The sequence below is a fragment of the Paracoccus aminovorans genome, assembly GCF_001546115.1.
In the GTDB taxonomy this organism is placed as follows: domain Bacteria; phylum Pseudomonadota; class Alphaproteobacteria; order Rhodobacterales; family Rhodobacteraceae; genus Paracoccus; species Paracoccus aminovorans_B.
This window is the reverse complement of record NZ_KQ955208.1, coordinates 1,958,932-1,984,299: the sequence shown is the minus strand read 5'-3', so window position 1 is coordinate 1,984,299 and position 25,368 is coordinate 1,958,932. Positions and strand designations below refer to the sequence as shown.

The 25,368-nt window shown below is 68.0% G+C and carries 22 protein-coding genes and 1 tRNA gene; 15 read left to right on the top strand and 8 right to left on the bottom strand.

All coding sequences use genetic code 11. The features are described 5' to 3' along the window. Positions 1-27 precede the first annotated feature (27 nt). From ASV56_RS10160 to ASV56_RS10125, 8 genes are all read left to right on the top strand, one after another. On the top strand, positions 28-1,020 hold the full coding sequence (locus tag ASV56_RS10160; RefSeq protein ID WP_062561860.1) for a complex I NDUFA9 subunit family protein: 993 nt from the start codon (positions 28-30) through the stop codon (positions 1,018-1,020). Continuing rightward, entirely contained in the window at positions 1,017-1,823 is an 807-nt protein-coding gene (locus ASV56_RS10155) for an undecaprenyl-diphosphate phosphatase (RefSeq protein WP_172823768.1), read from the top strand. The genes ASV56_RS10160 and ASV56_RS10155 overlap by 4 nt, the downstream gene beginning before the upstream one ends. Positions 1,824-1,973: 150 nt before the next feature. Beyond that, complete coding sequence (locus ASV56_RS10150) at positions 1,974-3,458, top strand: NAD(P)-dependent oxidoreductase (protein ID WP_062561858.1); 1,485 nt, start codon at positions 1,974-1,976, stop codon at positions 3,456-3,458. An 11-nt stretch (positions 3,459-3,469) separates the two neighbouring features. Continuing rightward, positions 3,470-4,267: a hypothetical protein gene (locus ASV56_RS10145; RefSeq protein ID WP_253879949.1), complete on the top strand. Its 798-nt coding sequence runs from the start codon at positions 3,470-3,472 to the stop codon at positions 4,265-4,267. A 14-nt stretch (positions 4,268-4,281) separates the two neighbouring features. Next, positions 4,282-8,814 (top strand): glutamate synthase large subunit, encoded by a 4,533-nt coding sequence (gene gltB / locus ASV56_RS10140; protein ID WP_062561857.1) that lies wholly within the window; start codon positions 4,282-4,284, stop codon positions 8,812-8,814. Between the two features lie 92 nt (positions 8,815-8,906). After that, complete coding sequence (locus tag ASV56_RS10135) at positions 8,907-9,260, top strand: hypothetical protein (protein WP_062561856.1); 354 nt, start codon at positions 8,907-8,909, stop codon at positions 9,258-9,260. 8 nt (positions 9,261-9,268) lie between these two features. Beyond that, the gene (locus tag ASV56_RS10130) at positions 9,269-9,520 is read left to right on the top strand and encodes a hypothetical protein (RefSeq protein ID WP_062561855.1); all 252 of its coding nucleotides are present in this window, start codon (positions 9,269-9,271) and stop codon (positions 9,518-9,520) included. A 183-nt stretch (positions 9,521-9,703) separates the two neighbouring features. After that, the gene (locus ASV56_RS10125) at positions 9,704-10,603 is read left to right on the top strand and encodes a cation diffusion facilitator family transporter (protein ID WP_062561854.1); all 900 of its coding nucleotides are present in this window, start codon (positions 9,704-9,706) and stop codon (positions 10,601-10,603) included. Here the strand turns inward: ASV56_RS10125 and ASV56_RS10120 are convergent. From ASV56_RS10120 to ASV56_RS10100, 5 genes are all read right to left on the bottom strand, one after another. Beyond that, complete coding sequence (locus ASV56_RS10120) at positions 10,600-11,592, bottom strand: ABC transporter ATP-binding protein (protein WP_062561853.1); 993 nt, start codon at positions 11,590-11,592, stop codon at positions 10,600-10,602. The genes ASV56_RS10125 and ASV56_RS10120 overlap by 4 nt on opposite strands. Before the next feature lie 31 nt (positions 11,593-11,623). Continuing rightward, positions 11,624-12,463, bottom strand: coding sequence for a carbohydrate ABC transporter permease (locus ASV56_RS10115; RefSeq protein WP_062561852.1), 840 nt, complete (start codon positions 12,461-12,463; stop codon positions 11,624-11,626). 10 nt (positions 12,464-12,473) lie between these two features. Next, positions 12,474-13,391 (bottom strand): carbohydrate ABC transporter permease, encoded by a 918-nt coding sequence (locus ASV56_RS10110; RefSeq protein ID WP_062561851.1) that lies wholly within the window; start codon positions 13,389-13,391, stop codon positions 12,474-12,476. Between the two features lie 149 nt (positions 13,392-13,540). Continuing rightward, positions 13,541-14,815 carry an ABC transporter substrate-binding protein gene (locus ASV56_RS10105; RefSeq protein ID WP_062561850.1) on the bottom strand — a complete coding sequence of 425 codons (1,275 nt, stop codon included), beginning with the start codon at positions 14,813-14,815 and terminating at the stop codon, positions 13,541-13,543. Positions 14,816-14,865: 50 nt separating this feature from the next. Beyond that, a complete protein-coding gene (locus ASV56_RS10100; RefSeq protein WP_062561849.1) occupies positions 14,866-15,744 on the bottom strand; it encodes an N-acetylmuramic acid 6-phosphate etherase in 879 nt (292 codons plus the stop codon). Positions 15,745-15,897: 153 nt separating this feature from the next. On the opposite strand from ASV56_RS10100, the gene ASV56_RS10095 reads away from it, so the two are divergent. The 4 genes from ASV56_RS10095 to nagA are packed head-to-tail and all read left to right on the top strand — an operon-like array spanning position 15,898 to position 19,635. Beyond that, on the top strand, positions 15,898-16,731 hold the full coding sequence (locus ASV56_RS10095; RefSeq protein ID WP_062561848.1) for a glucosamine kinase nucleotide-binding domain-containing protein: 834 nt from the start codon (positions 15,898-15,900) through the stop codon (positions 16,729-16,731). Beyond that, positions 16,731-17,501, top strand: a complete 771-nt coding sequence (locus tag ASV56_RS10090) for a GntR family transcriptional regulator (protein WP_062561847.1) — start codon at positions 16,731-16,733, stop codon at positions 17,499-17,501. Before ASV56_RS10095 ends, ASV56_RS10090 begins: the two co-directional genes overlap by 1 nt. Then, positions 17,498-18,523 (top strand): SIS domain-containing protein, encoded by a 1,026-nt coding sequence (locus ASV56_RS10085; RefSeq protein WP_062561846.1) that lies wholly within the window; start codon positions 17,498-17,500, stop codon positions 18,521-18,523. The genes ASV56_RS10090 and ASV56_RS10085 overlap by 4 nt, the downstream gene beginning before the upstream one ends. Beyond that, a complete protein-coding gene (nagA, locus tag ASV56_RS10080) occupies positions 18,520-19,635 on the top strand; it encodes an N-acetylglucosamine-6-phosphate deacetylase (protein WP_062561845.1) in 1,116 nt (371 codons plus the stop codon). The genes ASV56_RS10085 and nagA overlap by 4 nt, the downstream gene beginning before the upstream one ends. Here nagA and gloA2 read toward each other — a convergent pair. Then, positions 19,632-20,021 carry an SMU1112c/YaeR family gloxylase I-like metalloprotein gene (gene gloA2, locus ASV56_RS10075; protein WP_062561844.1) on the bottom strand — a complete coding sequence of 130 codons (390 nt, stop codon included), beginning with the start codon at positions 20,019-20,021 and terminating at the stop codon, positions 19,632-19,634. The two genes, nagA and gloA2, sit on opposite strands and share 4 nt — an antisense overlap. A 148-nt stretch (positions 20,022-20,169) precedes the next feature. On the opposite strand from gloA2, the gene katG reads away from it, so the two are divergent. Continuing rightward, on the top strand, positions 20,170-22,347 hold the full coding sequence (gene katG / locus ASV56_RS10070; RefSeq protein WP_062561843.1) for a catalase/peroxidase HPI: 2,178 nt from the start codon (positions 20,170-20,172) through the stop codon (positions 22,345-22,347). A gap of 64 nt (positions 22,348-22,411) precedes the next feature. Here katG and ASV56_RS10065 read toward each other — a convergent pair whose 3' ends face one another. Together ASV56_RS10065 and ASV56_RS10060 are read right to left on the bottom strand one after the other, a co-directional pair. Next, positions 22,412-23,404: a type I glyceraldehyde-3-phosphate dehydrogenase gene (locus tag ASV56_RS10065; RefSeq protein WP_062562315.1), complete on the bottom strand. Its 993-nt coding sequence runs from the start codon at positions 23,402-23,404 to the stop codon at positions 22,412-22,414. Positions 23,405-23,515: 111 nt separating this feature from the next. Further along, positions 23,516-23,591 (bottom strand) — tRNA-Ile (locus ASV56_RS10060). Positions 23,592-23,751: 160 nt separating this feature from the next. On the opposite strand from ASV56_RS10060, the gene choX reads away from it, so the two are divergent. Further along, the gene (gene choX / locus ASV56_RS10055) at positions 23,752-24,693 is read left to right on the top strand and encodes a choline ABC transporter substrate-binding protein (protein ID WP_062561842.1); all 942 of its coding nucleotides are present in this window, start codon (positions 23,752-23,754) and stop codon (positions 24,691-24,693) included. Positions 24,694-24,802: 109 nt separating this feature from the next. After that, a complete protein-coding gene (locus tag ASV56_RS10050; protein ID WP_062561841.1) occupies positions 24,803-25,360 on the top strand; it encodes a DUF1269 domain-containing protein in 558 nt (185 codons plus the stop codon). Positions 25,361-25,368 lie beyond the last annotated feature (8 nt).

Genomic DNA, 25,368 nt, shown 5'->3' with positions numbered 1-25,368 from the left:
AGCACGCCACGCATAGGAGCGAGAGCCATGTCCGCAACCAAGCTTGTCACCATCTATGGCGGGTCTGGCTTCCTGGGCCGGCAGATCGCCCGGGTCATGGCCCAGCAGGGCTGGCGCATCCGCGTCGCCGTGCGCCGCCCGAACCAGGCCGGCATCGTGCGCACCTATGGCGCCCCCGGCCAGGTCGAGCCGGTGCCCTGCAACGTCCGCGACGACCTGTCGGTTGCCGCCTGCATGACCGATGCCGATGCGGTCATCAACTGCGTCGGCATCCTGGTGCGCGAGGGCAAGAACACCTTCGACGCCATCCATGAAGAGGCCGCCGGCCGCATCGCCCGCATCGCCGCCCAGCAGGGCGTGAAGCATCTCGTGCATGTCTCGGCCCTGGGCGCCGACCCGGAGTCCTCCAGCCTCTATGCCGCCTCGAAGGGCCGGGGCGAGGCTGCCGTTCTGGCGCAGCGGCCGGATGCGGTGATCCTGCGGCCCTCGATCATCTTCGGCTCGGACGACAATTTCTACAACCGCATCGCGGCGATGACCCGGCTGGGGCCGTTCCTGCTGGTCCCGGGCGCGCGGACCGAGGTGCAGCCGGTCTATGTCATGGACGTGGCGCGGGCCGCGGCCCTGGCGGCTTCGGGCCTGGCGGCGCCGGGAATCTATGAGTTGGGCGGGCCGGACGTGCTGACCATGCGCGACATCGCGCGCCAGGTGCTGACCGCCACCGGCCGGCGCCGCGCCATCATCGGCCTGCCGCATGTGCTGGCCGGCGTCATGGGCAGCGTGCTGGACGCGGGCCAGGTGGTGACGGGCGGGCTTTTGACCAACCGCATCCTGACCAGGGACCAGGCCCGCACGCTGCGGCTGCCGAACCGGGTCGCCGGGGGCGCCAGGACCTTTGCCGACCTGGGCATCGAGCCGACCTCCGCCCCGGCGGTCATCGCCGAATACCTGTGGCGCTTCCGCCCCGCGGGGCAATATGACGCCATCACCGCGACCGCGAAGAACCTCCGCGACAACTGATGGATCACAACACGCTTGTCGCCGCCGCCCTTGGTCTACTGGAGGGGCTGACCGAGTTCATCCCGGTTTCCTCGACAGGCCATGTCCTGCTGGCCGGGCATTTCCTGGGCTTCGACTCGCCGGGCCGGGCTTTCGAGGTGCTGATCCAGCTGGGCGCGATCCTGGCGATCCTGGGGGTCTATGCCGGCAAGCTGTGGCGGATCTTTTCCAGCGCGCCGCATGATCCCAAGGCGCGCCGCTTCATCCTGGCGGTCCTGCTGGCCTTCCTGCCCGCCGTGGTGATCGGTGTGCTGGCGCACAAGGTCATCAAGGAGATCCTGTTCGAGACCCCGCTGCTGATCGCCAGCATGCTGATCCTGGGCGGGGTGGTGCTGCTGTTCGTGGACCGCATGGCGACCCGGCCGCGCTATCACGCGGCCGAGGAATTCCCGCTGCCGATGGCGGTGAAGATCGGTTTCATCCAGTGCCTGGCGATGATTCCCGGCGTCTCGCGTTCCGGGGCGACCATCGTCGGTGCCCTGCTTTTGGGCGCCGACAAGCGTTCTGCCGCGGAATTCAGCTTCTTCCTGTCCATGCCCACGATGCTGGGCGCCTTTGTCTACGACCTCTACAAGAACCGCGACATCCTGGACGCGGCGGCGGCGGGCAATATCGTCGTCGGCTTCGTCTGCGCCTTCCTGGCCGCGTTGGTCGTGGTGCGCGGGCTGCTGAATTACGTCTCGGTGCATGGCTATGCGTTCTTCGCCTGGTGGCGAATCGTGGTCGGCGCCCTGGTTCTGCTGGCTTTGCAGGCAGGTTGGTAAGATGAGCTGACCTATTTTTCGCACTCGCAGCAAGAAAATCTGCCGACGTGCGCCAGAAATCGTTAATTAGGTCAGCTTAGCTGACTTTTAATCGGCTGCGGCCTGTTTTATCAGGCTCTCATACTCCTCGCGATCGAAGGACGCGCAGCCATGGCCACGCAAAAGATGCTCAAATTCGTCACCATCGGGCGCGAGATGCCCGAAAAGCGTGACGCGGCGACCCGCTCGGAAGACTTCCACGAGATCTATCGCGAGTTTGCCGACGCCAAGGCCAAGGAACAGGCCAGCCGCTGCAGCCAATGCGGCGTGCCCTATTGCCAGAGCCATTGCCCGCTTCATAACAACATCCCGGACTGGTTGCGCCTGACCGCCGAGGGCCGCACGCAAGAGGCCTATTTCCGCAGCCAGGAGACCAACACCTTCCCCGAGATCTGCGGCCGCATCTGCCCGCAGGACCGGCTGTGCGAAGGCAATTGCGTCATCGAGCAATCCGGCCACGGCACCGTCACCATCGGCGCGATCGAGAAATACATCACCGACACCGCCTGGGAGATGGGCTGGGTCCAGCCTGCCGCCCCGGTGGTGGAACGCCCTGAATCCATTGGCATCATCGGCGCCGGCCCGGGCGGGTTGGCCGCCGCCGACCGGCTGCGCCGCATGGGCTATCAGGTCACGGTCTATGACCGCCACGACCGCGCCGGCGGGCTGCTGATCTATGGCATCCCCGGCTTCAAGCTGGAGAAATCCGTGGTCGAGCGCCGCAACCAGCTGCTGCGCGACGGCGGCGTGGAATTCGTGCTGAACGCCAATGTCGGCGAGGACATCAGCTTCGACGCCATCCGCGGCAAGCATGACGCGGTGCTGATCGCGACCGGCGTCTACAAGACCCGAGACCTGGACATCGACAATGCCGAGGCGCGCGGCGTGGTGCGGGCGCTGGACTATCTGACCGCCTCGAACCGGGTCGATCTGGGCGACGAGATCCCCGATTACGAGGATGGCGAGCTGAACGCGCGCGGCAAGCGCGTCGTGGTGATCGGCGGCGGCGACACCGCCATGGACTGCGTGCGCACCGCCATCCGCCAGGGCGCGCAATCGGTCAAGTGCCTGTATCGCCGCGACCGCGCCAATATGCCGGGCAGCCAGCGCGAAGTGCAGAACGCCGAGGAAGAAGGCGTTGAATTCGTTTGGCTTTCCGCCCCCGGTTCCTTCAGCGGCCATGTCACCGGCGAGGCGATGGTCGCGCAAGAGGTCGATGTGGACGGGCTGCCCGCCATCGCCTCGGTCCGGGTGCAGAAGATGCGGCTGGGCGCGCCGGACGTCAGCGGCCGGCAGTCGCCGGAGCTGATCGAGGGCGCCGATTACGACGAGCCGGCCGATCTGGTCATCAAGGCGCTGGGTTTCGAGCCCGAGGAGCTGCCGCGGCTTTGGGGCGTCGAGGGGCTGGAGGTGACGCGCTGGGGCACGATCAAGGCCGATTACCAGACGCATCAGACCAGCCTGCCCGGCGTCTTTGCCGTGGGCGACATCGTGCGTGGCGCCAGCCTGGTGGTCTGGGCGATCCGCGACGGCCGCGAGGCCGCCGACAGCATCGCCGGCTTCCTGGCCGGCAGCGCCCGCGTCGCCGCCGAATAGGGGGTGTGACCATGATGCACGGGACGTACACCGACCGTACACCGCGCGTACACAGCCTGCGCGCGTTGCCCGTTGCGCGGGCCTTGGCGCTTGCGGCGGGAACGGCAGGCCTGCTGACCCTTTTTGCCCTACCCGTGGCGGCGGCGAACTTCACCCCACCGGAAGGCTGCCGGCTGGAGATCACGGTGCAGAACCGCGGCTGTTCGGTGTCGCAGCATTACCGCTGTTCGGGCGATACGCCGGGCGACCAGTGGGTGACCTATTTCACCCGCGAGGGCGCCACCTACCAGTCGCGCATCGACAAGGAAACGCGCTGGATGGAAAGCACCGACCTGCGCAGCGGGCTGGTCGACGTGCTGGAGGAGGGCGCGGCGGACGACGCCTCGTTCAGCACGCTGGCGGCGACCGGGCGCGACGATTTCGACTTCTGGACCCGCTCGAACAATGGCGAGCGGCTGCATCACGTCGGCGAGGACCGGCTGACCGGCGAGACGGTGCAGATCGACGGCGTGCCCCTGGAGGTGACGCAGTTCGAGCTGACCACCTATAGCGAAACGGGCGACGTGCTGATTACCCGCAAGGGCCAGCAGTTCATCAGCCGCGCCCAGGGCCGGTTCTATGGCGGGGTCGAAACCTCGGAGGACTGGACCGGCGCGCGCCAGGAAACCAACGACAGCCCGGTGACCTTCGCCTTCCCGGGACAGCCCGGCTTTGGCGCGACCACGCCGGAATATGATTGCGACCTGCAAATGGTGAACGGCCGCGACGCCGACGCCGTGAGGCAGCTTTTGAAAGGGGCACGGACGTGAAGGACTGTGAAAACATGAGCTGGGAACAGCAGGAACAGGCCCGCCGCGACTGGATGGACCAGCATTCGCTGTATCGTGCCGAGGACGAGCATTCCTCTTGCGGCGTCGGCCTGGTGGTGAACCTGGACGGCAAGGCCAGCCGCAAGGTGGTCGATGCCGGCATCAACGCGCTGAAGGCGATCTGGCACCGCGGCGCGGTGGACGCGGACGGCAAGACCGGCGACGGTGCCGGCATCCATGTGCAGATCCCGGTGCCGTTCTTTTACGACCAGGTGCGCCGCACCGGGCACGAGCCGGATCAGAACAAGCTGATCGCGGTCGGCCAGTGCTTCCTGCCGCGCACGAACTTCGCCCAGCAGGAGCTTTGCCGGACCATCGTCGAATCCGAAGTGCTGCGCATGGGCCACTATATCTATGGCTGGCGGCATGTGCCGGTGAACACCTCGGTCCTGGGCGAAAAGGCCAATGCCACCCGCCCCGAGATCGAGCAGATCCTGATCCGCTGCGAAAAGGACATCGACCAGGAGCAGTTCGAGCGCGAGCTCTACATCATCCGCCGCCGCATCGAGAAGGCGGCCATCGCCGCGCAGATCGGCGGGCTGTATCTGTGCACGCTGTCCTGTCGGTCGATCATCTACAAGGGCATGATGCTGGCCGAGCAGGTCGCGGAATTCTATCCCGACCTGAAGGACGAGCGGTTCGAATCGGCCTTCGCGATCTATCACCAGCGCTATTCGACCAACACCTTCCCGCAATGGTGGCTGGCGCAGCCCTTCCGCATGCTGGCCCATAACGGCGAGATCAACACGCTGAAGGGCAACTCGAACTGGATGCGCAGCCACGAGATCCGCATGGCCAGCCGCGCCTTCGGCGAGATGGCCGAGGATATCAAGCCGATCATCCCCGGCGGCAGCTCGGATTCGGCGGCGCTGGACGCGGTCTTCGAGGTCATGGTGCGCTCCGGCCGCTCGGCGCCGATGACCAAGACCATGCTGGTGCCGGAAGCCTGGTCCAAGGCCACCACCGACATGCCGCAGGCCTGGGCCGACATGTATGCCTATTGCAACTCGGTCATGGAGCCCTGGGACGGGCCGGCCGCGCTGGCGATGACCGACGGGCGCTGGGTCTGCGGCGGCCTGGACCGCAACGGGCTGCGGCCGCTGCGCTATGTCATCACCGGCGACGGGCTGTTGATCGCGGGGTCCGAGGCCGGCATGGTCCCGGTCGCCGAGGCCACGGTGCGCGAAAAGGGCGCGCTGGGTCCGGGCCAGATGATCGCCGTCGACATGGCCGAGGGCAAGCTCTACCACGACCGCGAGATCAAGGACTATCTCGCCTCGGCGCAGCCCTTCGGCGAGTGGATCGAGAAGGTGGTGCAGCTTTCGGAAGTGATGCGCGACCTGCCCGAGGAACTGTCCTTTACCGGCGAGGAACTGCGCCGCCGCCAGATCGCCGCCGGCTATACGGTCGAGGAAATCGAGCAGATGCTGGCGCCCATGGCCGAGGACGGCAAGGAGGCGCTGGCCTCGATGGGCGACGACACGCCGCCCGCGGTGCTGTCGGGCCAGTATCGGCCGCTGTCGCATTTCTTCCGGCAAAACTTCAGCCAGGTGACCAACCCGCCCATCGACAGCCTGCGCGAGACGCGGGTGATGTCGCTGAAGACGCGGTTCGGCAACCTCAAGAACGTGCTGGACGAATCCAGCGCCCAGACCGAGATCCTGCTGCTGGAAAGCCCCTTCGTCGCCAATGGTGAATTCGCCGAGATGATGAAGCTGTTTGGCGATGCGGTGACGCAGATCGACTGCACCTTCGCCGATGGCGCCGGCCCCGAGGCCATGGCCGAGGCCCTGGCCCGCATCCGCGCCGAGGCCGAGGATGCCGTGCGTTCCGGCGCCGGCCATCTGGTGCTGTCGGACGAGAAGGTCGGCCCGGACCGCATCGGCCTGCCGATGATCCTGGCGACCAGCGCCGTGCACAGCTGGCTGACCCGCAAGGGGCTGCGGACCTTCTGCTCGGTCAACGTGCGCTCGGCGGAATGCATCGACCCGCATTACTTCGCGGTGCTGATCGGCTGCGGCGCGACCACGGTGAACGCCTATCTGGCGCAGGACACCATCGCCGAGCGGATCGAGCGCGGGCTGCTCTCGGGCAGCCTGATCGACAACATGCGCAACTATCGCGATGCCATCGACGCCGGTCTGCTGAAGATCATGGCGAAGATGGGGATCTCGGTGCTGTCCTCCTATCGCGGGGGCTTGAACTTCGAGGCGGTGGGGCTGTCCCGCGCCATGGTCGCGGAATATTTCCCCGGCATGCAGTCGCGGATCTCGGGCATCGGTCTGCACGGCTTGCAGGCGAAGCTGGAGGACATCCACGCCAAGGGCTTCCATGCCGACACCACCGAACTGCTGCCGGTGGGCGGCTTCTACAAGGCGCGTCGCTCGGGCGAGAAGCACGCCTGGGAAGCCAACACCATGAAGCTGCTGCAGATCGCCTGCGAAAAGGCGTCCTATGACGTGTGGAAGCAGTTCACCGCGACGATGCGGGCGAACCCGCCGATCCACCTGCGCGACCTCTTGGACATCAAGCCGCTGGGCAAGCCGGTGCCGCTGGAGGAGGTGGAGAGCATCACCTCGATCCGCAAGCGCTTCGTGACGCCGGGCATGTCGCTGGGCGCCCTGTCGCCCGAGGCGCATATGACGCTGAACATCGCCATGAACCGCATCGGCGCCAAGTCCGACAGCGGCGAGGGCGGCGAGGACCCGGCGCACAGCCATCCGCTGCCGAATGGCGACAACCCCTGCGCCAAGATCAAGCAGGTCGCCTCGGGCCGCTTCGGCGTCACCGCCGAATATCTGAACGCCTGCGAGGAGCTGGAGATCAAGGTCGCGCAGGGCGCCAAGCCCGGCGAGGGTGGCCAGCTTCCGGGCATGAAGGTCACCGACCTGATCGCCCGGCTGCGGCATTCGACCAAGGGGGTGACGCTGATTTCGCCGCCGCCGCATCACGATATCTATTCGATCGAAGACCTGGCGCAGCTGATCTATGACCTGAAGCAGATCAACCCGCGCGCCAAGATCACCGTGAAGCTGGTGGCGTCGTCGGGCGTCGGCACCATCGCGGCGGGCGTGGCCAAGGCCAAGGCCGACGTGATCCTGATCTCGGGGCACAATGGCGGCACCGGGGCCAGCCCGGCGACCTCGATCAAGTTCGCCGGCCTGCCCTGGGAGATGGGCCTGACCGAGGCGCATCAGGTGCTGGCGATGAACCGCCTGCGCGACCGCGTCACGCTGCGCACCGACGGCGGCTTGCGCACCGGCCGCGACATCGTCATGGCGGCGATGATGGGGGCCGAGGAATACGGCATCGGCACCGCGGCGCTGATCGCCATGGGCTGCATCATGGTGCGCCAGTGCCAGTCGAACACCTGCCCGGTCGGCGTCTGCACCCAGGACGAAAAGCTGCGGGCGATGTTCACCGGCTCGGCCGACAAGGTGGTGAACCTGATCACCTTCTATGCGACCGAGGTGCGCGAGATCCTGGCCAGCATCGGCGCGCGGTCGCTCGACGAGGTGATCGGCCGCGCCGACCTGCTGACCCAGGTCAGCCGGGGCGACAAATCGCTGGATGACCTGGACCTGAACCCGCTGCTGATCACCGTCGATGGCAGCGAGAAGATCGTCTATGACCGCACCAAGCCGCGCAACGCCGTGCCGGACACGCTGGACGCCGAGATCATCCGCGACGCCAGCCGCTTCTTCTCGGACGGCGAGAAGATGCAGCTGAGCTATGCGGTCCGGAACACGCTGCGCACCATCGGCACGCGGACCTCGTCGATGATCGTGCAGACCTTCGGCATGCGCAACAACCTGCAGCCCGACCATCTGACGGTGCGGCTGACCGGCAGCGCGGGCCAGTCGCTGGGCGCATTCGCCGCGCCGGGGCTGAAGATCGAGGTCTCGGGCGATGCCAACGACTATGTCGGCAAGGGGCTGTCGGGCGGCACCATCACCGTGCGCCCGCCGATGTCGAGCCCGCTGGTCGCGGCCGAGAACACCATCATCGGCAATACCGTGCTTTACGGCGCGACCGACGGCTATCTGTTCGCGGCCGGCCGCGCGGGCGAGCGCTTCGCGGTCCGGAATTCCGGCGCCAAGGTGGTGATCGAGGGCTGCGGGTCCAACGGCTGCGAATACATGACCGGCGGGGTCGCGGTGATCCTGGGCCGGATCGGCGCCAATTTCGGCGCCGGCATGACCGGGGGCATGGCCTATCTCTATGACCCCGAGGGGCTGGCGCGCGACTATGTCAACGCCGAGACGCTGATCCTGTGCCCGGTGACGCAGGCGCATTGGGAAGCCGAGCTGAAGGGCCTGATCGAGCGTCATGCGCGCGAGACCCGCTCGCGCCGGGCCGAGGACATCCTGCAGAACTGGGAGGAAGAAAAGCCGAACTTCCTGCAGGTCTGCCCGCGCGAGATGCTGCCGCATCTGAAGCATCCTATCGCAGATGTCGAGGACCTGGCGGCGGTGCCGGCCGAGTAGCCGCGCCGGATCGGAATGCGAACGGGGGCCCTTGCGGCCCCCGTTTCCTTGTGGCTGTCTAGGCCCGTTCCATTGACCAAGGATTTTCCCCGATGACCCGCACATTCCTGCCGATCTGCGCCCCGCTGCTGGCGCTGGCCCTGCTGGGCGGCTGCCGCGACGAACAGGCCGAAGGGCCGATGAAGCCCGGCATCTATGCGACGACCAGCAATGGCATCGCGCATCGCGCGGTCTTCAACAAGGACGGCACCTATGTCGACATGCAGGACAATGTGCCGAAGCCCGTCGCGCAAGGCAAATGGTCGCGCCGGGACGGCAAGCTGTGCCTGCATGAGGACGGCGCCGCCGAGCCGCTTTGCGCCGAGGAAAAAGCCGTCGGCACCGATGGCAGCTTCAGCATCACCGCCAATGGCGTGACGCAGGACTTCAAGATGGTGGCGCAATGAACGGCGGGATGGCCGCAGCCTTCGTGCTGCTGATCGCGCTGTTCGCGGGGCCGGCCTTTGCCCTGATGTTCAAGACGCCCATGGCCCGCAAGACCTTCGAGACGCGCAAGGCCCGCTTTGCCGAGGGCCGCCTGAAAAAGGACCCGCAGACCGACCTGATCGGGCCACATCGCCCGCTCTGGCGCAACTGGCTGCTGGCCTCGCTGATCTTCGGGGTGGTGGCGGCGGCGATCATGGCAGGCTTGGCGCGCGTCGTCTGACGGGCGGGCAGGCGCGGGGCGGACATTTCTGCGTGCCCCGGCGTTTTGCGCAAGAATAAGATAAGCAAGAACAATTATTTACACTTGCGTCTCATTCGCATGGCGAGGCCGATACAGGGTTTGACATGGGGCCTCGGCTGGCTAAAAGCCCCCGAGCGCCGGATTCGGAAAAGGACGCCCGCCATGTCAGCCCGCTTCTCGCCCACCGAGCGCATTGCGCTGGGCAGCATCCTCGTCGGCGTCCTGGTGCTGGGGCTCAAGGCACTGGCCTGGTGGCTGACCGGCTCGGTCGCGCTGCTGTCGGACGCGCTGGAAAGCACGGTGAACGTGGCCACGGCGGTGGCGGCGCTGATCGCCATCCGCATCGCGCAGAAACCCGCCGACAAGGACCACCCCTATGGCCACCACAAGGCCGAGTTCTTCAGCGCCGTGCTGGAGGGGGCGATGATCATCACCGCCGCCCTGCTGATCCTGCGCGAGGCCTGGCACGGCCTCCAGAACCCGCGTCTGCTGGACGCGCCGGCCCTGGGGCTGGCGATCAACATCGCCGCCTCGGTGGTCAATGCCTGGTGGTGCTGGGTGCTGATCTCGCGCGGGCGCAAGCTGCGCTCGCCGGCGCTGGTGGCGGACGGGCATCACCTGCTGACCGACGTGATCTCCTCGGCCGGTGTGGTGGTCGGGGTGGCGGCGGCGGTGGCGACCGGCTGGGCGGTGCTCGATCCAGGCCTGGCGGCGCTGGTGGCGCTGAACATCCTGTGGTCGGGCTGGAAGGTCATGGGCCGCTCGCTGTCCGGGTTGATGGACGAGGCGGTGTCCGAAGAGACGCTGGCCACGATCCGCGCCACCATCTCGGACGCGGCGATCGGCGCGATCGAGGCGCATGACCTGCGCACCCGCCACGCCGGCCCGCGCACCTTCATCGACTTCCATCTGGTCGTCGACGGCCAGACCACGGTCGAAGCCGCCCATGCGATCTGCGACCGCATCGAGCAGGCGCTGAAGGCCAAGCTGCCGGATGCGATGATCACCATCCATGTCGAGCCGCCGCACAAGGCCAAGCATTCCGGCGTGCTGGTGATCTAGCGCAGCCGCTGCCCTTCGGCGTCGAAGTGAAAGGCGCGGTCCGGGTCGAAATCCAGCCCCAGCGCCTCGTCCACGGCAAAGTCGCGCTCGCCGAACATGCGCAGGGTCAAGAGCCCGTGGTCCTCGGCCTGGACATAGGCCAGGGTCTCGCCGCCCAGCTTCTCGACATGGCTGACGCGGCCCTGGATGCGGCTGCCGCCGGGCAGCAGATGCTCGGGGCGGATGCCCAGCGTGTCCGAGTTGAGGCCCAGCCGCGCGCCCTTCAGGAAGTTCATCTGCGGGCTGCCGATGAAGCCGGCGACGAAGGTGTTGTCGGGGTCGTTGTAGAGATCCATCGGCCGCCCGACCTGCTCGACGCGGCCGGCGCGCAAGACGACGATCTTGTCGGCCAGCGTCATCGCCTCGACCTGATCATGGGTGACATAGATCATCGTCGCGCCCAGCTCGCGGTGCAGCCGGGCGATCTCGATCCGGGTCTGCACCCGCAGCGCGGCGTCGAGGTTCGAGAGCGGCTCGTCGAACAGGAACAGCTTCGGGCGGCGCACGATGGCGCGGCCGATGGCGACGCGCTGGCGCTGGCCGCCCGACAGCTCGGCCGGGCGGCGCGCCATCAGCGCGTCCAGCGCCAGCATGGCGGCGGCGCGGTCGGTGGCCTGGGCGATTTCGGCCCGGGGCGTGCCGGCCTGTTTCAGCGCCAGCCCCATGTTGTCGCGCACGGTCATGTGCGGATAAAGCGCATAGCTCTGGAACACCATGGCGATCTCGCGCTTGGCGGGGGCCAGGTCGTTGATGCGGGCGCCGTCGATGGCGATCTCGCCCGCGCTGACATCCTCGAGCCCGGCGATCATGCGCAAGAGCGTGGACTTGCCGCAGCCCGAGGGGCCGACGAAGACGCAGAACTCGCCATCGGCGACCTCCAGGTCGACGCCCTTGATGACATCGGTCGCGCCGAAGGACTTGGTGACTTGCGAAAGGCTCAGGGCGCCCATGGGGTTCGCTCCTTGTTCATGGCGGAAAGGGTCATTTCACGGCGCCGGCGGTGATGCCGCGGATCAATTGGCGCGAGAACACCAGGTAGAGCACCAGCACCGGCAGGATGGCGAGGCTCAGCGCCGCCAGCACCGCGTTCCAGTTGGTGACGAACTGGCCGATGAAGGCCTGGCTGCCCAGGGTGATGGTCTTGGTCGCCTCGCTGGGTGCCAGGATCAGCGGGAACCACAGGTCGTTCCAGATCGGGATCATGGTGAAGACGGCGACGGTGGCCATGGCCGGCCGCACCAGCGGCAGCACCAGGCGGAAGAAGATGGTGTATTCCGACAGCCCGTCGATGCGCCCGGCGTTCTTCAGGTCGTCCGAGACGCCGCGCATGAACTCGGACAGGATGAACACCGCCAGCGGCAGCCCCTGCGCGGTATAGACCAGCACCAGCGCCGCCAGCGTGTTGACCAGCCCCGAGGCAACCATCAGCTGCAGGATGGCGACCGTGCCCAGCCGGATCGGGATCATGATCCCCAGCGCCAGGTAAAGCCCCATCAGCATATTGCCGCGAAAGCGGTATTCCGACAGCGCAAAGGCCGCCATGGCGCCGAACAGCAGCACGAAGAACAGGCTCGCCACGGTGACGATCAGCGAGTTCTGGAAATAGAGCAGGAAATCCCCCTGCGCCAGCACGGTCCGGTAGCCGACCAGGTCGAAGCTGTCGCCCGAGGGCAGCGCCAGCGGATCGGCGAATATCGCCCGGCGGTTCTTGAAGCTGTTGACGACGATGACAAAGACCGGGAACAGCGCGATGGCGGTATAGGTCAGCAGCACGGCATGGGCGGCGATGCTGCGGGCGGTGGAATGGCGTGCGTCACTCATGGTCTTGCCCTCAGAACTGATAGCGGCGCATGCGGCGCTGGATGGCGAAGAGATAGAAGCAGACGCCCAGCAGGATGATGGCGAACATGGCGGTGGCGATGGTCGCGCCCATATGCGGATCGCCGATCTGCAGCTGGAAGCCGAAGAAGGTCCGATAGAGGAACGTCCCCAGGATATCGGTCGAGAAATTCGGCCCCGCCAAGGCCCCCTGCGTCACATAGATCAGATCGAACGCATTGAAGTTGCCGACAAAGGTCAGGATCGAGATGATGCCGATCGAGGGCAGGATCAGCGGCAGCTTGATCTTCCAGAACTGCGCCCAGCCGGTGACGCCGTCGATCTCGGCCGCCTCGATCACCTCGTCGGGGATCGTCAGCAGCGCGGCATAGATCAGCATCATCGGGATGCCGACGAATTGCCAGACCGAGATCAGCGCCAGCGTGGTCAGCGCCGTGCCCTCGCGGCCCAGCCAGGGCGCGAACAGCGCCTTCAGCCCGACGGCATCCAGCATGCCGGGGGCGATGCCCCAGATCGGCGACAGGATCAGCTTCCAGACGAAGCCGACGATGACGAAGCTCAGGATGGTCGGGATGAAGATCGCGGTGCGATAGAAGGCCGCGCCGCGCAGCCGCGGCGAGCTCAGCAGCGCCGCCAGCGCCACGCCGACCGGGTTCTGCACCAGCATGTGCACCAGGAAGAACCAGGCATTGTTGCCCAGCGCGTTCCAGAAACTCGCCGACCAGCGCGGATCGCCCAGCAGGGTGGCGAAGTTCTGCAGCCCGACGAAGACCCGCTGCCCCTCGACGACATTGAACAGCGACAGGTTCAGCGTCCCGAACAGCGGCACGATCATGATGGCGGTATAGACCAGCACCGCGGGCGCAAGAAACACCGCGATATGCCAGCGGAATGCGCGCCGCTGTGCCATGGCACCCTCCTCTTCTCCGTTGAAAAATACCCTCGGGGGGTGCGGGGGGCGGAAAGCCCCCCGCTAGCGCCGGGCCGCCAGGCCCGGCAACCATCTCGCGTCGGGCCGCCAGGCCCGGCCACAGTCCCCGGGCCGTCAGGCCCAAGGCATCACTTCTGCTGCGGCGCGTACCAGCTCGCCAGGCCCTTCTGCAGCCGCTCGGCGGCGGCTTCCGGCGTCTCGCTGCCATTGATGACATTGGCCGAGGCGGTCCAGGTCTCGTTCTCCAGGTTCGGCGTGCCGCGCGACAGGATCTGGTAGGTCGAGCGGATGGTGGGCTCGCAGCTCTCGCGCCAGGAAACGAATTCCTTGGCCAGCGGATCGGCCATCTCGACCGGCGCCGCGTTCAGCGAGAAGAAGCCCGGCAGCGCATTGGCGTAAAGCGTGGCGAATTCCGACGAGGCCACCCATTCCAGGAATTTCTTCGCCTCTTCCGGGTGCTTGGTCGCCGCGTTCATGCCCAGGGCGATATCGGTATGGTCGCTGATATAGCATGTGTCGCCCTCGGCCGGGACCGGGGGCGGAAAGGCGCCCATCTCGAAGGCGCCGCCGATCTGCGGGCCGAAGACGCCGATCTCCCAGGACCCGGCCGGATAGATCGCGGCGCGGCCCAGGGTGAACAGGTTCTGGCTGTCGGGATAGGTCTGGGCCTCGAACCCGTCGCCCAGGTAGTCCTTCCATTTCGCCAGCTGGCGGAAGGGCGCCACCCAAGGCTCATCGGTCAGGCTCGAGGTGCCGGCGATCAGCGCCTTGCGGCCCTCCTCGCCCTTCCAGTAGTTCGGGCCGATGTTCTGATAGCCCATGGTGGCGGCTTCCCACTGGTCGGTGGTGCCCATCGCCATCGGGATATAGGTGCCATCGGCCTTGACCTTCTCCAGCACGGCAAAGAACTCGGCCTCGGTCTTGGGCGGGGTCAGGCCCAGTTCGTCGAAGGCGGTCTTGTTGTAGATGAAGCCGTGGATGACCGAGGCCATCGGCACGCAGAAGGTCTTGGCCGCGTCGTCGGTCTGCCAGGCCGATTTCGCCACGTCCGAGAAATTCGCCATGCCCGCGAGCCCGCTCAGATCGGCGAGTTTGCCCTTGTTGAACAGCTCCAGCGAGGCATCGAAGGGCCGGCAGGTGATCAGGTCGCCCGCCGAGCCGGCATCCAGCTTGGAGTTCAGCACCGCATTGTATTCGGCCGGCGCCGAGGGCGCGAAATCGATCTTGATGCCGGGGTTCGCGGCCTCGAAGGCAGGGATGATCTTTTCCTGCCAGATCGACAGGTCGTCGTTGCGCCAGCTTTCGACGGTCAGCGTCACATCCTGGGCCCAGGCGGTGCCGCCCAGCAGCGTGCTGGCCAGCAGCGCGCCTTTCAGAAAGGTGGGGCGGATGGTCTTGGTCATGGTCTCTCTCCCGTGTTGGGGGTCTCGTCTGTCGCGGACCCGTCTTGCCTTCAGATCAGCGGCGCCAGATGGCCGCCATTCTCGCGCAGCGCCGCCTCGGCCGCCGCGGGCGCCATGCCCCGGGCGACCAGGATCGCGGGTTTCACCGCCCCCGCGGTCGTGCGCAGCGCCGCCTCGGCCTCGTCCCGGCCGACGCGCGCCAGGGCCGCGACGATGCGGGCGGCGCGGTCGACCAGCTTGATGTTGTCGGCCACGACATTGACCATATAGCCGTCATGGACATGGCCCAGCCGGATGCCGACCAGCGAGGACAGCATGTTCAGCGCCACCTTCTGCGCCGTCGCCGCCCCCATCCGGGTCGAGCCCGAGACCACCTCGGCCCCGGTCGCGATCAGCACCGGGATATCCGCCAGTTCCAGCAGCGCCGAGCCCGGCACATTGGCAAGACCCGCGACCGTCACCCCGCGCTCGCGCGCGGCCCGCGCGACGGTCAGCGCATAGGGCGTCCGCCCCGAGGCCGAGAGGCACAGCAGCGTGTCCCCCGCCCCCAGCCCGGCACGGTCCAGATCGGCCAGCGCCAGCGCGGGGTCGTCCTCGACGCTGCCCTTCATGTGCAAGAGCGCTGCGGCGCCGCCGGCGAACAGCATCGGCGTGCGCTCGGGCGCGATGCCGAAGGTGCCGGCCAGCTCCAGGCAATCGGCCAGCGCCATCAGCCCGGACGAGCCCGCACCGGCATAGCCGAGCCTGCCGCCCGCACCCAGCGAAGCCGCCGCCGCATCGGCGGCGCGCGCCAGGGCCGGGATCGCGTCCCGCACCGCCTGCACCGCCTCGGCCTGCGCATCCAGCAGCAGCGCCAGCGCCTCGGCCGCCGGCCGGGCGTGCAGTCCTGCGGATGATGGATGCCGTGCCTCGGTCGCCGATGCGGTCATGTGATTCCCCCTGTTCGCTCGATAATGCCAAAACAATACCAATTGTAAACCCCCTTGCTGGATCCAGCGATAAAAGGGCATTTTTACCGGGATTTTCAGTTTCCTCTTCCCATCTGGTATTGTTTTGGTATGGTGCAGCCAAAGGGAGTCGCCATGACGTATTTTCTGGGCATAGACGGGGGAGGCACCGGCTGCCGCGCCGCCATCGCGGATGCCTCGGGCCGGATCATCGGCCAGGGTGCCGGCGGCCCCGCCAATATCTCGATCGAGACCGAGGGCGCCTGCGCCAATATCCTGGCCGCCACCCGCGCCGCGCTGGATCAGGCCGGCCAGGGCCACCTGGACCAGCTGACGGCGGTGCTGGGCCTGGCCGGGGCCAATGTCACCGCCTCGGCCCGGCGCTTGCAGGCGATGCTGCCGTTCCGCCGCACGCGAATCGTCACCGATGCGGTGACGGCGGCGGTGGGCGCGCTGGGGACGGCGGACGGCATCGTCGCGGCGATGGGCACCGGCTCGGTCTTCGCGGTGCAGGCCGGCGGCACGATGCGGCAATATGGCGGGCGCGGCTTCCTTCTGGGCGACGAGGGCAGCGGCGCGGTGCTGGGCCGGGCGCTGCTGGCCGAGGCGCTGCGGGCCGAGGACGGATTCGCGCCGATGACGCCGCTGTTGCAGGCGGTGCTGGACGAGCTGGGCGGCATCGAGGGCGTGATCTCCTTCGGCCTGCGCGCCCGGCCGGCGGAATTCGGCGGTTTCGCGCCCCGCATCGTCGCCGGCACCGACCCGGCGGCCGAGCGTATCATGACCGCCGCCGTGGCCGAGATCGGCAGCATGATCGACAGGCTGCGGGCCGGGCGCGGGCTGCCGGTGGTGTTCCTGGGCGGGCTCGGCGCGCATTACGCCCAGCGGCTCTCCGGGCGCTGGCCGATCCGGGCGCCGCTGGGTTCGGGGCTGGACGGGGCGCTGCTGCTGGCCCGGCAGGAGGCGTGATGGGCGAGATCTTCACCCCCCGCGCCTTCGAGGAGACCGGCAGCGGCCCGCTTTACCTGCAATTGCAGCGGCTGATCGCCGATGCCATCGCCCAGGGCCGCCTGCAGCCCGGCGACAGCCTGCCGCCGGAACGCGAGCTGGCGGCGATGACCGGCCTGTCGCGCGTCACCGTCAGGAAGGGCGTGGCGGAACTGGTCGCCTCGGGGCAGCTGGTGCAGAAGCGCGGCTCGGGCACCTTCGTCGCGCCGCGGGTCGAGAAGCTGGAGCAGGCGCTGTCGCTTCTGACCTCGTTCACCGAGGACATGGCCCGGCGCGGCCGCAGCGTCGAAAGCCGCTGGATCGCGCGCGGCTTGCATGCCCCCGCCCCCGAAGAGGTCATGGCGCTGGGACTGGGCGTCGGCGAAAAGGTCGCGCGGCTGGAACGGGTGCGTTCCTCCGACGGCGTGCCGCTGGCCATCGAGCGCGCCTCGCTGCCGCAGGCGATCCTGCCCGACCCGGCGGGCGTCGATGCCTCGCTTTACGCGGTGCTGGAATCGCGCGGCATGCGGCCGGTGCGGGCTGTGCAGCGCATCTCGGCCGCGAACCTGGGCGCCAAGGACGCGGAGCTGCTGGGCGTGGTGCCCGGCGTCGCCGGCCTGCGCATCGAGCGCATCTCCTACCTGCCTTCGGGCCAGGTCGTCGAATTCACCCGATCGCTGTATCGCGGCGACGCCTATGATTTCGCCGTGGAACTCAAGCTAGCCCCCGAGGGCGAAAGGAGCTCAGGATGAGCCAGACCCACATGGCCCGCGAAGTGGCCGAGATCCCGGAAGCCGCCGCGCGCTTCCTGTCGCTGTCGCGCGACGCGGTGCTGGAGGCGGCCGATGCCGTGCGCCGCCGCGACCCCGACCTGGTGGTCACCGTCGCGCGCGGCTCGTCCGACCATGCCGCGACCTATATCAAATATGCGGTGGAGTTGCTGGCCGGGATACCGGTCGCCTCGGTCGGGCCCTCGATCGCCTCGATATATCGCCGGCCGCTGCGGCTGGGGGGGACGGCCTGCCTGGGGATCTCGCAATCCGGCCGCAGCCCGGACGGGGTCGAGATGATGCGCAGCGCGGCGATGAGCGGGGCGCTGACCATCGCCGTGACCAATGATCCCGACAGCCCGATGGCGCGGTCGTCGGTGCATTGCCTGCCCCTGCAGGCGGGCGAGGAAAAAAGCGTGGCCGCGACCAAGACCTTCGTCTGCTCGGTGCTGGCCTTGCTGTCGCTGCTGGCGGAATCGCGCGAGGACAACGCGCTGCGCGACGCCGTCGCCGCCCTGCCCGAGGCGCTGGGCCAGGCGGTGGCGCTGGACTGGTCGCCGATGTCGGCGCGGCTGGCGCGGGCCAATTCCGCCTTCGTGCTGGGCCGCGGCCCGGGCTTCGCCATCGCCTGCGAGGCGGCGCTGAAGTTCAAGGAGACCTGCGGCATCCATGCCGAAGCCTATTCCGCCGCCGAGGTGCTGCACGGCCCCGCCGCCATCGTGCAGGCGAATTTCCCGGTCTTCGTGCTGGGGATGCCGGATGCCGCCCTGCCGCATGTGGTCTCGACCGCCGAGCGGCTGGTGGCGCAGGGCGCCGATGTCTTCATCACCGGCGCCGAGGTCGAGGGCGCGACGACCCTGCCGCTGGTCGAGGGCCTGCACCCGCTGGTGGCGCCGCTGGTCGCCATCGCGGGCTTTTACGCCTTCATCGAGGAACTGGCGCGGCGGCGCGGCTTCGATCCCGACACGCCGCCGCATCTGCGCAAGGTGACGGAGACGGTATGATGCAAGTCCTGACCGGCGCGCGCATCTTCGACGGCGCCCGCTTCCTCGACGGCCATGCGCTGGTGATCGAGGGCGACGTGATCGCCGCGATCCTGCCCGAAGCCGAAGCGCCGGCGCAGGGCCGCCGCGCGGTAGACGGCATCCTGGCCCCGGGTTTTCTGGACCTGCAGGTGAACGGCGGCGGCGGCCTGATGGTCGATGGCGCGACCGACCTGGCGGCGCTGCGCCAGATCTGCGCCGCGCATCGCGGCCTTGGCACGGCGGGGGTGCTGCCGACGCTGATCACCGACACGGCGCAGGCGACGGCGCAGGTCGTCGCCGCCGGCATCGCCGCGACTGATGCGCAGGTGCCGGGCTTTCTGGGCCTGCATCTGGAAGGGCCGCATCTGGACCCGCGCCGCAAGGGCGCGCATGATCCAGGCCTGATCCGGCCGATGGGTGACGATGATCTGGCGCGGCTCTGCGAGGCGGCGCGGCGGCTGCCGGCGCTGATGGTCACGCTGGCGCCCGAGGCCGCGACGCCGCAGCAGATCGCGGCGCTGGCCGGCGCCGGGGCCGTGGTCAGCCTGGGTCACAGCGATTGCGATTACGACACCGCCCGGGCGGCGCTGGCCGCCGGCGCGCGCTGCGTCACGCATCTGTTCAACGCCATGAGCCAGATCGGCCACCGCGCCCCGGGGCTGGCCGGCGCGGTGCTGTCGGGCGATGCCGGGGCCGGGCTGATCGCCGACGGCATCCATGTGCATCCGGCGGTGATGCGGCTGGCGCTGGCCGCGCGGCCCGAAGGAATCTTCCTGGTCAGCGATTGCATGGCCTTTGCCGGCACCGCGCTGACCGAGATGCAGCTGGGCGGCCGGCAGGTGTTGCGCCGCGACGGGCGGCTGACCCTGGCCGACGGCACGCTGGCCGGCGCCGACCTGAGCCTGCCGCAGGCCGTGGCCAACCTGGTGCATGAGGTCGGCATCGCACCCGAACGGGCGCTGGCCATGGCCAGCTCGGTTCCGGCGGCGCTGATCGGCTTGCAGGACAGCCATGGTGCGCTGGCGCCGGGCCGGCGGGCCGAGATCGTGCTGCTGGACCGGGATTTCGCGCTGCGGGAAAGCTGGCTCTAGCCGGTCTCGTAAAGCTCCAGCGGCAGGCCGTCGGGATCCTTGAAGAAGGTGAAGCGCCGGCCGGTGTATTCGTCCACGCGCACCGGCTCGACCGCGACGCCCTGCGCCTGCAGATGCCGCAGGGCCGCATCCATGTCGGCGGTGGCGAAGGCCAGGTGACGCAGCCCCCGCGCCTCGGGCGCCGTGGGGCGCGGCGGCGGCGCGGGAAAGGAAAACAGCTCGATCCGGCTGCCGTCCGGCAGCGCCAGGTCCAGCTTCCAGGATTGCCGCGCGGCCCGGTGGTTTTCGGCCAGCACGGCAAGCCCCAGCACCCGCGTGTAGAAATCGCGCGAGACGGCATAATCCGAACAGATGATCGCCACGTGATGGATGCCGGCCAGGACCATGGCCGCGATCGTAGCAGCCCGAAGACGCACCCGGCAATCATAATTTCAGATTATCATAATGATTGATAAATATAAATTCTCATGATGCAAAAACCTGCTAGAACAAGCGCAGGAAATACGCGCGAGCGTCTCGGCAAGGAGAGCCAGCATGGACGGAAACAACATCGCAACCACCGGGAAATGCCCGGTCATGCATGGCGGCAACACCGCCCTTGGCAGTTCGGTCACCGCCTGGTGGCCCAATGCGCTGAACCTGGACATCCTGCACCAGCATGACAGCAAGTCGAACCCGCTGGGGCCTGATTTCAACTATCGCGAGGCGCTGAAGACGCTGGACGTCGAGGCGCTGCGGGCCGACCTGCGAGCGCTGATGACCGACAGCCAGGACTGGTGGCCGGCCGATTACGGCAGCTATGTTGGCATGTTCGCCCGCACCGCCTGGCACGCGGCGGGCTCCTATCGCACCTCGGACGGCCGCGGCGGCGCCAATACCGGCAACCAGCGTTTCGCGCCGCTGAACAGCTGGCCCGACAACGTCAACACCGACAAGGGCCGCCGCCTGCTGTGGCCGATCAAGAAGAAATACGGCAACAAGATCAGCTGGGCCGACCTGATCGTGCTGGCGGGCACCGTCGCCTATGAGGTCGCGGGCCTCAAGACCTATGGTTTCGCCTTCGGCCGCGAGGACATCTGGGCGCCCGAGAAGGACACCTATTGGGGCGAGGAAAAGGAATGGCTCGCGCCCAGCGACAGCCGCTATGGCGATGTGGGCGATGCCAAAAGCCTGGTGAACCCGCTGGCCGCGGTGCAGATGGGCCTGATCTACGTCAACCCCGAGGGGGTGAACGGCCGGTCCGACCCGCAGGCCACCGCCAACATGATGCGCGAGACCTTTGCCCGCATGGGCATGAACGACGAGGAAACCGTCGCCCTGACCGCCGGCGGCCACACCGTCGGCAAATGCCACGGCAACGGCAATGCCACCGACCTGAGCCCGGACCCGGAAACCGCCGGACCCGAGTTCCAGGGCCTGGGCTGGATGAACACCAAGGGCCGCGGCATCGGCCGCAATACCGTCGTCTCGGGGCTGGAGGGCGCCTGGACCACGCACCCGACGCAATGGGACAACGGCTTCTTCCAGATGCTGTTCAAGCATGAATGGACGCTGACCCACAGCCCGGCCGGCGCCTCGCAATGGCAGCCGATCAGCATCGCCGAAGAGGACATGCCGGTCGATGTCGAGGATCCCTCGATCCGCCGCATGCCGATGATGACCGACGCCGACATGGCGCTGAAGGTCGACCCGATCTATCGCGAGATCTCGCTGCGCTTCATGAACGATTTCGAGGCCTTCAGCGACGCCTTCGCCCGCGGCTGGTTCAAGCTGACCCACCGCGACATGGGGCCGAAATCGCGCTACCTGGGCCCCTGGGTGCCGGCCGAGGACCTGACCTGGCAGGACCCGATCCCCGCCGGCCGCAGCGACTATGACGTGGCGGCGGTCAAGGCGCGCATCGCGGCCTCGGGGCTGTCCACCGCCGACCTGGTGGCGACGGCCTGGGACAGCGCCCGGACCTATCGCGGCTCGGACATGCGCGGCGGCGCCAATGGCGCACGCATCCGCCTGGCCCCGCAGAAGGACTGGGAGGGCAACGAGCCGCCGCGCCTGGCGCGCGTGCTTTCGGTGCTGGAGCCGATCGCGGCGGAAAGCGGCGCGAGCCTTGCCGACGTGATCGTGCTGGGCGGCAACCTGGGCGTCGAGCAGGCGGCACGGGCCGCGGGCTTCGAGTTGGACCTGCCCTTCGCGCCCGGTCGCGGCGATGCCACGGCGGAACAGACCGACGTGGAATCCTTCGACGTGCTGGAACCCCTGGCCGACGGGTTCCGCAACTGGCTGAAGCAGGATTACGTCGTCTCGCCCGAGGAGATGCTTCTGGACCGCGCCCAGCTCATGGGCCTGACCGCGCCCGAGATGACGGCGCTGGTCGGCGGGTTGCGGGTCATCGGCGCCAATTATGGCGGCAGCAAGCATGGCGTCTTTACCGACCGCGAGGGCGCGCTGACGAACGACTTCTTCGTCACCCTGACCGACATGGGCAATGCCTGGGTGCCGGCCAGCAAGGATCACTACGAGATCCGCGACCGCAAGACCGGCGAGGTCAAGCATACCGCGACCCGCGTCGATCTGGTCTTCGGCTCGAACGCGATCCTGCGCGCCTATGCCGAGGTCTATGCCCAGGACGACAATGCCGCGAAGTTCGTCCGCGACTTCGGGGCCGCCTGGACCAAGGTCATGAACGCCGACCGGTTCGACCTGAAACAGTAAAACGCGCGAGGGTAACGAGTATCGGGGCCGGTTCGCCGGCCCCTTTTTCATGCCCGCGCTGCCGCTAGCGGCCCATCAGCCGGGCCATGTCCAGCATCCGCGTGGAAAAGCCCCATTCGTTGTCATACCAGCCGAAGACCCGCGTCAGCCCGCCCGCGACCGAGGTCTCGGGTCCGCAGATCACGATCGACTCGGGCCGCGCCCGCAGGTCGCAGGACACCAGCGGCTTCTCGGTCCAGCCGAAGACCGGCGAGGTCCGGGCCGCCTCTTGCAGCAGCGCGTTCACCGCCGCGACCTCGGTGGGCTTTTCGCTGGCGAAGGTCAGGTCGATGCAGGAGACGCTGGCGGTCGGCACCCGGATGGCGCGGGCCGCGACCCGGCCGGCCAGATGCGGCAGCACCGTGCCGATCAGCCGCCCGGCGCTGGTCGTGGTCGGCACCATGGACAGCGCCGCCGCGCGCGACCGCGCCGCATCGCCGCGCGGCTTGTCCACCGTCGGCTGGCTGCCGGTATAGCAATGCACCGTGGTCATCTGCCCCGAGACGATGCCGAAGCCCTGATCCAGCACCCGCAGCAGCGGCGCCAGCGCATTGGTGGTGCAAGAGGCGTTCGAGACGATCTGCTGCCCGGCCAGCTTTTCGTCGTTGGCGCCGATCACGATGGTCACGTCGGCCTGATCCGACGGCCCCGAGATCAGCACCCGGCCCGCCCCGGCCTGCAAGCCGCGCTCGACCACCGCGCGCGAGCCGGTCATGCCGGTGCATTCCAGCACGATGTCGACGCCCGAGAGGTCCAGCTGCCGCAGGTCCGGCGCGGAATGGAACGGGATCGCGCGGCCATCGACGACCAGCGCCCCGTCCCGCGCCGCCACCGTGCCGCGCCACGGCCCGAAGACGCTGTCATATTCGAAGAGATAGGCGCAATTCTCCAGCGGCTCGATGTCGTTGATCAGCACGAGGTCCAGGTCCTCGTAGCCGCCCTGCGCCCAGATCCGCAGGATCGAGCGGCCGATGCGGCCAAATCCGTTCAGCGCCAGCCGCAGCTTTGCCTCGGTCACGTTCCCCTCCCCGCGCATCGCCGCGCTGTCCTGCCCGCATCCATGCCGGGACGGCGGGACGGGATCAAGGCCCCTCGCGCGCGGGCGCCGGCGTTCGGGGATCGGGATGGCTGGTAGGCCCGGAGGGACTTGAACCCCCAACCAAGGCGTTATGAGCGCCCTGCTCTGACCATTGAGCTACAGGCCCAGACCGCTGTCACCTTTGATCGACGCCGCGGCATTCGTCAAGGTCGCGATCCGCTGCCGGGCGGGCGCTGCGATCCTCTCTTGCGCGACGGCCCGCCTTGTGGGCTGATATCCGGGCAATCGCGCGAAACGCGCGCGACCCGAACCCGGAGGCCTGATCCATGCAAAGACCCCCCCTGCTCGCCCCGACCGCCCTGGCCCTTGCGCTGGTGGCCGCACCCGCCTTCGCCGCCGATCCGCAGACCTGCGCCACCGTGCACCTGTCGGACCCGGGCTGGACCGACATCACCGCCACCAACGGCGTGGCGAATGCGGTGCTGACCGGGCTGGGCTATACCCCGAACATCGCCACGCTTTCGGTGCCGATCGGCTACGAGGCGCTGAAGAAGGGCGAGACCGACGTCTTCCTGGGCAACTGGATGCCGGCGCAGCAGAAGTTCCGCGACGACCTGGAAGCCTCGGGCAAGACGCAGGAACTGGTGCAGAACCTCGAGGGCGCCAAGTTCACCCTGGCGGTCACCGATGCCGCCAAGGACCTGAACGTCAAGGATTTTGCCGATCTCGATGCGCATAAGGACGCCTTCCAGGGCAAGATCTATGGCATCGAGCCCGGCGCACCGGCGAACCAGTCGATCCAGAAGATGATCGACGCCGACAAGTTCGGCCTGGGCGACTGGGAGCTGGTGGAATCGGGCGAGCAGGCGATGCTGGCGCAGGTCGCGCGCAACGATGCCGCCAAGACCCCCTCGGTCTTCCTGGCCTGGGCGCCGCATCCGATGAATGTCAACTTCGCCGTCACCTATCTGTCGGGCGGGGACGAGGAATTCGGCCCGGACTTCGGCGGCGCGACCGTGCATACCGTCGCGCGCAAGGATTGGGTCGCGCAATGCCCGAACGTGGCCAAGCTGTTCAGCCAGCTGACCTTTACCGTCGACATGGAAAACGTGCTGATGGGCAAGATCCTGGAAGACGGCGCCGATGCGGCGGATGCCGCCAAGGCCTGGATCGCCGCCAACCCCGAGCCGGTGGCGAAGTGGCTGGACGGCGTGACCACGCTGGACGGCAAGCCCGGCGCTGATGCGGTAATGGCCTCGGTCAAGTGACCGGCGCGGCCGGGGCGCGGCGCCGTCCCGGCCAGCGACACGGCGCCGCAGGAACCCGGCGCCGCGCCGCGGCGTTGGCCGGCGGACCCCTGTTGGAAAGGATTTCGCCATGTCAGACCTGCTTGTCATCGCCTTCGACGACGAAGCCTCGGGCTTCGAGCTGCGCACCGAACTGGTGAAGATGCAGAAGGAATACCTGATCGAGCTCGAGGATGCCGTGGTCGTCACCCGCCCCTCGGCCGAGGATATCAAGCTGCACCAGGCGATGAACCTGACCGCCGCCGGCGCGCTTGGCGGCGGCTTCTGGGGCACGCTGGTCGGGCTGCTGTTCCTGAACCCGCTGGTGGGCGCGGCGGTCGGCGCGGCCTCGGGCGCGCTGGCCGGCAAGCTGTCGGACATCGGCATCAACGATGATTTCATGCGAGAACTGGGCCATTCCATCCCACCCGGCGGCTCGGCCGTGTTCATCCTGGTGCGCAAGATGACCGCCGACAAGGTGCTGGCGCGGCTGGAAGGCTTCCATTTGAAGGGACGGGTGCTGCAAAGCTCGCTGCCCGACGCCGAGGAGGAAAAGCTGCGCGAAGCCTTTGCCGGCGGCAAGCTGGGCGCCGCGCTGGGGGTGCCGCAGGCCGATGCGGCATCCGCCGCCCCGCCTGCCGGCGCCTGATCGCTTGA